General features: G+C 72.4%; 7 protein-coding genes and 2 pseudogenes. 7 read left to right on the forward strand and 2 right to left on the reverse strand.

Annotation, left to right across the window (positions count from 1 at the left end):
* Window positions 1–482 (forward strand): annotated as a pseudogene (locus tag EHS43_RS29900) (hypothetical protein); the annotation flags it as partial.
* A 68-nt stretch (window positions 483–550) separates the two neighbouring features.
* On the opposite strand, the pseudogene EHS43_RS29905 reads toward EHS43_RS29900, so the two are convergent.
* Window positions 551–985, reverse strand: a pseudogene (locus EHS43_RS29905) (aminotransferase class I/II-fold pyridoxal phosphate-dependent enzyme); the annotation flags it as partial.
* A 106-nt stretch (window positions 986–1,091) separates the two neighbouring features.
* Here EHS43_RS29905 and EHS43_RS29910 point away from each other — a divergent pair.
* Window positions 1,092–1,361, forward strand: coding sequence for a type II toxin-antitoxin system Phd/YefM family antitoxin (locus tag EHS43_RS29910; RefSeq protein WP_026165291.1), 270 nt, complete (start codon window positions 1,092–1,094; stop codon window positions 1,359–1,361).
* Complete coding sequence (locus EHS43_RS29915) at window positions 1,354–1,617, forward strand: type II toxin-antitoxin system RelE/ParE family toxin (RefSeq protein WP_005483716.1); 264 nt, start codon at window positions 1,354–1,356, stop codon at window positions 1,615–1,617. The genes EHS43_RS29910 and EHS43_RS29915 overlap by 8 nt, the downstream gene beginning before the upstream one ends.
* Before the next feature lie 431 nt (window positions 1,618–2,048).
* Here the strand turns inward: EHS43_RS29915 and EHS43_RS29920 are convergent, their stop codons facing one another.
* Complete coding sequence (locus tag EHS43_RS29920; protein WP_125193842.1) at window positions 2,049–3,242, reverse strand: pyridoxal phosphate-dependent aminotransferase; 1,194 nt, start codon at window positions 3,240–3,242, stop codon at window positions 2,049–2,051.
* Window positions 3,243–3,761: 519 nt separating this feature from the next.
* Here EHS43_RS29920 and EHS43_RS29925 point away from each other — a divergent pair.
* The 4 genes from EHS43_RS29925 to EHS43_RS29945 all read left to right on the forward strand — a co-directional run.
* Entirely contained in the window at window positions 3,762–4,262 is a 501-nt protein-coding gene (locus EHS43_RS29925) for a lamin tail domain-containing protein (protein ID WP_125193843.1), read from the forward strand.
* A gap of 1,069 nt (window positions 4,263–5,331) precedes the next feature.
* Window positions 5,332–5,856, forward strand: coding sequence for a DUF2617 family protein (locus tag EHS43_RS29935; RefSeq protein WP_125193845.1), 525 nt, complete (start codon window positions 5,332–5,334; stop codon window positions 5,854–5,856).
* A gap of 118 nt (window positions 5,857–5,974) precedes the next feature.
* Window positions 5,975–7,612, forward strand: coding sequence for a polyamine aminopropyltransferase (locus EHS43_RS29940; protein ID WP_125193846.1), 1,638 nt, complete (start codon window positions 5,975–5,977; stop codon window positions 7,610–7,612).
* Window positions 7,613–7,694: 82 nt separating this feature from the next.
* Window positions 7,695–8,416, forward strand: a 722-nt coding sequence (locus EHS43_RS29945) for an SRPBCC domain-containing protein (RefSeq protein WP_125193847.1), incomplete at its 3' end; no start/stop codon positions are given.

Here is an 8,416-nt window from a genome sequence, read left to right on the forward strand (position 1 = left end):
GCACACCCGTCGCCGCGCTGCCCGCCTCCGTGCCGGGACGAGAAGCGGTGCAGGCACCCGCGGGCCAGGCCGAGTCCGCGCCACTGGCGCCCCTCGCCGGTGCGGCCCCCCGGGCCATCGCCGTGCTCGCCGGTCTGCGCCGGGTCGACCCCCGCCTCGTGCTGTCCGAACGGGAGGCCGCCCGCCTCGCCCCCGCCGTCACCCGATGGCTCGCGACGGGCCTGCTGCCCACCCAGATCGCCGACCATCTCACCGCGGGACTTCCCGACCGCCTCCTGACCCGCCCGATCGGCATCCTCGCCCACCGGCTCAAGGAGACTCCCCTGACCGCACCGGCGACCGGGCAGACCGGCCCCCCGGCACGGCCGGAGATCCTCGCCATGCGCAACTGCGACGGCTGCGACCGGGGCTTCCGCTCCGCGGGCTCCCCCCACTGCCGTGACTGCCGGGCCGCGAGGGACCGACTCCCCGTGGCGGGCTGATCCGACGACCGGGTGAGCGGTTCACCTCAGGGCTGCACCCCGCGCGACGGTGAGCCTGTGTGTACACATCAGTGCGCGAACACCTTGCGGAGCCGTTCCGCCGCGTCCGCCAGCACCTCGGTGCGTGTGCAGAAGGCGAACCGGACATACGGTGCTCCGGCCTCCTTGTGGTCGTGGAAGACCGCGTTGGGGATGGCGACGACGTCCGCGCGTTCGGGCAGGGCGCGGCAGAAGGCGAAGCCGTCGGTCTCGCCGAGGGGGCGGATGTCGGTGGTGACGAAGTAGGTGCCGGCGGGCCTGAACACCTTGAAGCCCGCCGTCGCGAGACCTGCCGACAGAAGGTCCCGCTTGGCCAGCATGTCCTCGCGGAAGGCGGCGAAGTAGCTGTCCGGGAGGGCCAGCGCCTCGGCGACGGCGTACTGGAAGGGCCCGGAGGACACGTACGTCAGGTACTGCTTGGCCGAGCGCACCGCCGTGACCAGCTCCGGGGCCGCCGTCACCCAGGCCACTCCTCGTTCACGCACTCATTCGTGTGCGGACCACAGGGCTGCACGAGCGTGCGACAGTGAGCCGTTGTGTACACATGGGACACTCGGTACTCTTGGGTGCATGACGCAGCCAATGCCCATAGAGTCCATCCGCGATGTCCGGGCACACCTGGCCGAGGTCGTGGAGCGAGCCGACCGGGACGACGTGCCTACCGTGATCACCCGGCGCGGCAAGCAGGTCGCCGCCGTGGTGTCCATCGAGGTGCTGCGCAAATACCAGGAGTGGGAAGAGCGCGAGATCAACCGGATCATCGACGAGCGCATGGCCAACCCGACACCCGGCATCCCGATCGAGGACATCATGAGGGAGACGCTGGCGCGCAGTGAGTGAGTACCGCACCGTCTTCCGAGCCGAGGCTCAGGCCGAACTCCGCAAGGTCCCGCGAGACATGGCCCTCCGCATTCTGGCCAAGCTGACTGAGCTGGAGAGCGACCCGACGGGATTCAACACCACGGCCCTCGTCTCCCAGCCCGACCGGCGCCGCCTGCGGGTGGGCGACTACCGCGTGATCTACACAATCGACAACGGCGAGCTGGTGGTGTGGGTCGTGCACGTCGGGCATCGCTCCACCGTCTACGACACCTGAACACTCCTGGCATCCGGTCATGATGTCCAGCACCGATCCAGAAGGCGGAGCGGACCTGGCACCTGCACCGCAGACGATGCAGGTGCCAGGCCGACCGGAGTGAGGGGAGCTCCGCCGAAGGGACGTCCGCGACGCGCCTGCGCCCGCCGCGGCGCGGACGGCATCGGCGCAGCAGGACGTGACCGTCAAGTGCTGGCCCAGGGCGACGGTGGCGGAGGGTTCGCGAACCCGCGGGTGGATGGTTCACCGCATCGGGGATGCGTTCGCGGCCGCGACCAGCAGTCCCCTGGCCGGCCGGATCCGTCTCGTTCGCCCCTCCAGGCGGTTCGCGAGCGAGGCCGACAGCAGACACGGCGTGACCGGCTGGGCCGACATGATTCGAGGCGGAGGCCGGAGAGGGCCGGCCTCGCGTGACGGCAGTCAGCCGGTGGTCAGCGTGCGAATGCCTTCCGCAGCCGTTCTGCCGCGTCCGCCAGTACCTCGGTGCGTTTGCAGAACGCGAACCGTACGAACGGGGCGCCGGCCTCGCGGTGGTCGTAGAAGACGGCGTTCGGGATGGCGACGACGCCCGCGCGTTCGGGCAGGGCGCGGCAGAAGGCGAAGCCGTCGCTCTCGCCGAGGGGGCGGATGTCGGTGGTGACGAAGTAGGTGCCGGCGGGCCTGAACACCTTGAAGCCCGCCGTCGCGAGACCTGCCGACAGAAGGTCCCGCTTGGCCAGCATGTCCTCGCGGAAGGCGGCGAAGTAGCTGTCCGGGAGGGCCAGCGCCTCGGCGACGGCGTACTGGAAGGGCCCGGAGGACACGTACGTCAGGTACTGCTTGGCCGAGCGCACCGCCGTGACCAGCTCCGGGGCCGCCGTCACCCAGCCGACCTTCCAGCCCGTGAAGGAGAAGGTCTTGCCGGCCGAGCCGATCGTGACCGTGCGCTCCCGCATGCCGGGGAAGGTCGCGAGGGGGAGGTGCTCGGCGCTGTCGAAGACCAGGTGTTCGTAGACCTCGTCCGTGACCACCAGCAGGTCCCGTTCCACGGCCAGCTCGGCGATCGCCGTCAGCTCCTCGCGGGTGAGGACCGTGCCGGTGGGGTTGTGCGGGGTGTTGATGAGCAGGAGGCGGGTCCTGTCGGTGACCGCGGCGCGCAGTTCGTCCAGGTCGAGACGGAAGCTGTTCTCGTGCGGGCGCAGGGTGACCGGGACCCGGGTGCCGCCGGCCATCGCGATGCAGGCCGCGTAGGAGTCGTAGTACGGCTCGAACGCGACGACCTCGTCCCCCGGCTCCACCAGCGCGAGCAGGGCGGCGGCGATGGCCTCCGTGGCACCGGCGGTCACCAGGACCTCGGTGTCGGGGTCGTGGGCCAGGCCGTAGCGGCGCTCCTGGTGCGCGGCGACCGCCGTGCGCAGCTCCGGGACGCCCGGACCCGGCGGGTACTGGTTGCCGCGCCCGTCGCGCAGCGCCCGCACCGCGGCCTCCCTGACCTCCTCGGGGCCGTCCGTGTCGGGGAAGCCCTGCCCCAGGTTGATCGAACCGGTCCGCAGCGCCAGGGCGGACATCTCGGCGAAGATCGTCGTCCCGAACTCGGCGAGACGGCGGTTGAGCAGCGGGCGCGCACTGGAGGTCATGCCGGTCATCCTGCGCCCAAGCTCTCGCGTTCCTCAACTCACGTCCGGGGTTCGGCACCTGGGGTGACGCCACAGAGCGGATGCTGTTCGACGCCGTCGCCGCGCTCACGCCCGGCGCCCGCGCCGCAGTGCGTCCGCGTGGTCCGCCGGGGGGTGCCCTTCCCGCGCGCGCCGTGCTCCGCGTTCTGTGACGCACTTTCGGGTGAGCCACTCGGATGGGCCGGGGTGGCGCGGCGTGGCGGTCAGGGCTCGGTGATCAGTGCCCGCACGGGATGGCGGTCAGTGAGAGCGTCAACCTGGTGCATACGGTGCATGGATGGACGTTACAGCTGACAGTTACGGCAATGTGGGCGAACGGTAACGGAGCGCGCGTATCGCGTTCACCATCTGCACGGGTTGGCCATGGTGTGGGTGTGCGGCCGACCGGCCGCCACCCGCACACCGCACCAGCCCGTCCCGCACGGCCCGTCTTGGCCAGGGACGCAAGGGTGCTCGTACAGCCTTGGGGGCTTTGTGTCTTCTTCCACGGTGACCGCCCGTCGTTTCTCCGCTGCCGCGCTCGCGGCCGCCGCGATCGTCGGGGCGGTGGCGCTGCCGGCTTCGGCCGCCGACCACGCCCGGCCCGACCGGGCGAAGGTGGAGATCAGCGCGGTTCAGTACGACTCGCCCGGCCCTGAGGACCGCTCGCGCCGCTCACTGAACAAGGAGTGGGTGGAACTCACCAACACCACCCGCCGCACGGTCAACCTCGACGGCTGGACCCTGAAGAACGAGGACGGCCGCACCTACACCTTCGACCACTACCGCCTGGAGGGCCGCGCCACGGTCCGCATCCACACCGGCGAGGGCCGCGACACCGACAGCGACCTCTACATGGACCGCCACAACTACGTGTGGGACAACTTCTCCGACACCGCCACCCTGCGCAACGACCACGGTCGCTTCATCGACGACGCCTCCTGGGGGCACCGCCGCGACGGTGGTCACCACCACGGCGGTGGCCACCACGGCGGTGGTCACCACCACTGACGTCCTTCCCGCACCCGCGGCACCAAGTGATGCCGCGAGGTGACGGAATGCAGCCCCGGCCGGTCCGCCCAGCCGGGGCCTCCGTAGCCATGATGCCCACAGCAAGGTCACGGCCCGCAGACGGCCCAATGACCCGCGAACGGCCCCTGAACTGCCCTTATGTGCAGGTCAGGGGCCGTTCGCCGGAGAGAAGCCTCTGAAGTTCCTCAACTCTGCTTTGGCCCGTGACGCGGAAGGGCATCTCCAGCTCACGCTACCGGCGAGGCGCCCACGGGGGGCCGCCACGGGGGGGCGAGGGAAGGAGGGTGAGCCATGGTCATCGGCGTCATCCTGATGGTGTTCATGGTCCTGTTCGTCGCAGCCCTCGTGTCGGCCGCGAACAGGAAGCGGCGTGTGGGCCTGGGCAAGCCGGCCCGCGCCGGCCAGTACCGGGGGCACGGGGACAGCTGGTGGGCCGGCGGCGCCGCCGGTGCCGGTTCGACGTGCGGTTCGTCGAGCGGTTCGTCCAGTGGTTCCTCGAGCGGCGACTCCGGCGGCCATTCGGGTGGGCACTCCGGAGGTCACTCGGGCGGGCACTCCTGTGGCGGTGGGCACTCCTGCGGTGGTGGGTCGTCCTGTGGTGGCGGGTCGTCCTGCGGCGGCGGAGGCGGATGCGGGGGAGGCAGCTGACACGGGGCAGCTGAGCTTCACCGGGGGGAACCGCGTCCGGAGCGGGGAACGCGGGGGCGTGCGGTCCTGACCTGGGTCGGGTCGCGCGCCCCCGCTTGTCGCTTTTTCACTCCGGTGCTCCGGTGCTCCGGCGCATGCTCCGCCCGCCGGGGTGTGCGCCACGGTTGAACTGGTGAGCTGGGGAGCCCACGCAGGGATGGAAACCCCACGAAGTTGGGTAAAAACGCTGTGAGGGCATCTATGTTCATGATTCCCTCTAACTCACCAACGCAGCCCCTCGGACGTCCTGCGGACACGTCCTGACCTCCCGACTGGGCTGACCGGGCCGATCCCCCCACAGTCGCCCGGGTGCGCCGGAACCTCACACCACCCTTTCCTTGCGTGCTTGCGGAGCCGATCCATGCTCACGACCCTGAACACCTCGTACACCGACACGCGCGCGGCCGACCTCGCGTGGGCCCTGGGGCGTGAACCGCTGCCCGCCCTCGCCGAGCTCGACCTCGAAATCGGCCGGGCGAAGCTTCAGTTGAGACTCCTCGGCGCATCCCACCAAGTGCTCCTGGAGGAGGACCGGGGCACCTGTTCGGAGACGGTGGCGTGCATCCCCGGCAGCAGCACCCCGCTGCCGCTGGGCGTGGCCAAGCGGGTGGGGGACTGGGAGTACGAGTTCGCCGCGCGCGTCGAGGCACTGTCACCCGGTCAGTTCGCGGGCCGCGCACAGGAGTTGCTCGCGCTGGTGTCCGACCATCCGCACGGACTCGCCGGGGTCTTCCCCGGCAGCCCGCACGCGTTCACGGCGCTGCTGGCCCAGCGCCACGAGGGCCAGGTGCACTGGCGGACCTGGCACGCGTACCCGCAGGACGGGCAGTTGGTGGCCACACGGACCCGCGTCGGCGTCAGGGTCCCGGTGGGGACCGCGGGTTGAGTCACGGTCCCGGTGGGGACCGCGGGTTGAGCCACGCAAACACGCGTCCGCCCGGGTCACCCCAGTTCCACACGTGTGGGTGACGAAGCGTGCCGGGGCCGTGACGTAACGTCGCACCGTGATCGAGTCGCACGCCCCCGCCCCGCCCGGCGCTCCGCCGCCCTGGGCCGGGCCCGCGCGGCTCCCGGTCCGCCCCGCGACCGGCCGCTTCCTCGTCCTGGTCTGCGTCTTCGTCTGCGCGGCCTGCGGACTGGTGTACGAGCTCGAACTGGTCGCCCTAGCCTCGTACTTGACCGGCGACTCGGTCACCCAGGCCTCCGTGGTGCTGTCCGTCATGGTCTTCGCGATGGGTATCGGCTCGCTGGCCGCCAAGCGGCTGCGCCGGCACGCGGCGGCGGCCTTCGGCGCCCTGGAGGCGCTGCTCGCCCTGGTCGGCGGGTGCAGCGCGATGGCGCTGTACGCCGCGTTCGCGTGGACCGGTGACTGGGGCGGACTGTGGGCGAGCGGTCCGCGCTGGCTCCTGGTCGCCCTGTCGCTCGCCATCGGTCTGCTCATCGGCGCCGAGGTCCCCCTGCTGATGGAGCTCATCCAGCGCATCCGCCGCCAGGACGCGGGCGGCGCGGTGGCCGACCTGTTCGCGGCGGACTACGTCGGCGCCCTGGTCGGCGGCCTGGCCTTCCCCTTCCTCCTGCTGCCGCTGCTGGGCCAGCTGACCGGCGCCCTGCTCACCGGGGCGGTCAACGCGGTCGCGGGCGGCACCCTGGTCCTAGGCCTGTTCCGCGGCGACCTGACCCGCCGGGCCCGCTGGCTGCTACCGGCCGCCAACCTGGCTGTGCTCGGCGTCCTCGCCACCGCCACCGTCCTCGCCGACGACTTCGAGCGGGCCGCCCGCGAGGCGGTCTACGGCAAGGACGTGCGCGTCGCCGTGCAGACCGGCGCCCGCGAGATCGCCCTCACCGGCGGCACCCACGGCCGCCCCCTGGACCTCTACGTCGACGGGCGCCTCAGGGTCAGCGGCCGCGACCAGGACCGCTACCACGAGGCCCTCGTGCACCCCGCGATGAACGGTCCCCGCGCGCGCGTGCTCGTCCTCGGCGGCGGAGACGGCCTCGCCGCCCGCGAGGTGCTCCGGTTCCCCGGGGTGCGGCGGGTGGACCTCGTGGCGCTCGACCCCGCGGTGGTCGACCTGGCCCGCCGCGACCCGGCGCTCTCCCGGCTCAACGGCCACGTCTACGGCGACCCCCGTCTCCACGTCAGCACGGCGGACGCCTTCCGCGGCCTGCGGACATCGGCTCCCGTGCCCTCGTACGACGTGGTGATCGCCGACCTGCCCGAGCCCGGTGTCACCGCGAGCACCAAGCTGTACTCCGAGGAGTTCTACGGCCTCGTCGGCCGCGTCCTGGCCCCCGGCGGCCGGCTCGTCGTGCACGCGGGGCCGGTCTCCTCCCGCCCCCGGGTCTTCTGGACGGTGGAGGCGACCCTGCGCGCGGCGGGCCTGCGCACCACGCCCTACCGCGTCGGCTGCCGTGACTCCGGCACCGCGGGCCCCGACCGCCCGGCCCGGGCGTCCCGGGCGCCCCGCGACTGGGGCTTCGTGCTGGCGTCCCGGGGACCGCGCCCGGCACTGGCCCTGGACCCCCGGGAGCCCCGGCCGACGACCCTGACGGCGCAGTCCCTGCGCGCGGCGCGCAAGGCCGCACAGGCAACCCGGGTCGGGGGGCTCGCGGCGTCCACGTTGGTGCATCCGCGCTACTGATCCGCGCCCCGGAGGGGTGGAGCGTTGTCACTTTGCACCAAGCGGGGTGCATGACCGTCGCCCCTGGGTAGGCTCGGCAACCATGGAGCATGAGGTGTTCGTTCCGGTTCCGGTCGAGCGGCTGCGCGAGGCCCTGGGCGATCCCGTCAGGGTGGCCCGGGCGGTCCCCGGGCTCCAGCAGGACGCCGGTGCGGACCCCGTCGCCGGGCGCCTGAAGGTGCGGGTCGGCAGCCACTCCGTCACCTACCGGGGCGCGGTCCGTGTCACCGCCCGGGACGACGGTTCCTACGCGGTCGAGGGCGAGGGCGGCGAGACCCGCGGGACCGGTGCGGTCAAGCTCGCCCTCACGATCCGCCTGCGCGACACCGACGGCGGCACGACGCTGGCCTTCGACGGCACGGCCTCGGCGGACGGCCGGGTCACGGAGTTCCCCCAGGACGCGGTGGGCCATGCGGTCGTACGCCTGCTGAACCGTTTCGCGGAGGCACTGGGCGAGACGGAGACCGGCACGGAGGCGGAGGAGGAGCAGGCCGGTACGGCGGAGACCTCCGAGTCGGCCGAGGCCCCCGCCGACACGCCGGAGGCCGGAGCGACCCCCGAGGCCCGCGAGAAGTCCGCGGAGGTCCCGGAGGAGGCCGAAGAGTCGGCCGAGGAGACTGAGGAGACCGAGGAACCCCCCGGCGAGCCCTCCGCCCCCGCCCCCACCCCCCTCGTCGAGGACTTCACGGAACCCACCGGCCCCCCGGCCGAAGCGGCGCACGCCCGCCGCACGATGATCGGCCGCAGCGCCGAAGAGGTCGACCA

Origin of the sequence: Streptomyces sp. RP5T, from assembly GCF_003933965.1 — a bacterium.
Lineage (GTDB): Bacteria > Actinomycetota > Actinomycetes > Streptomycetales > Streptomycetaceae > Streptomyces.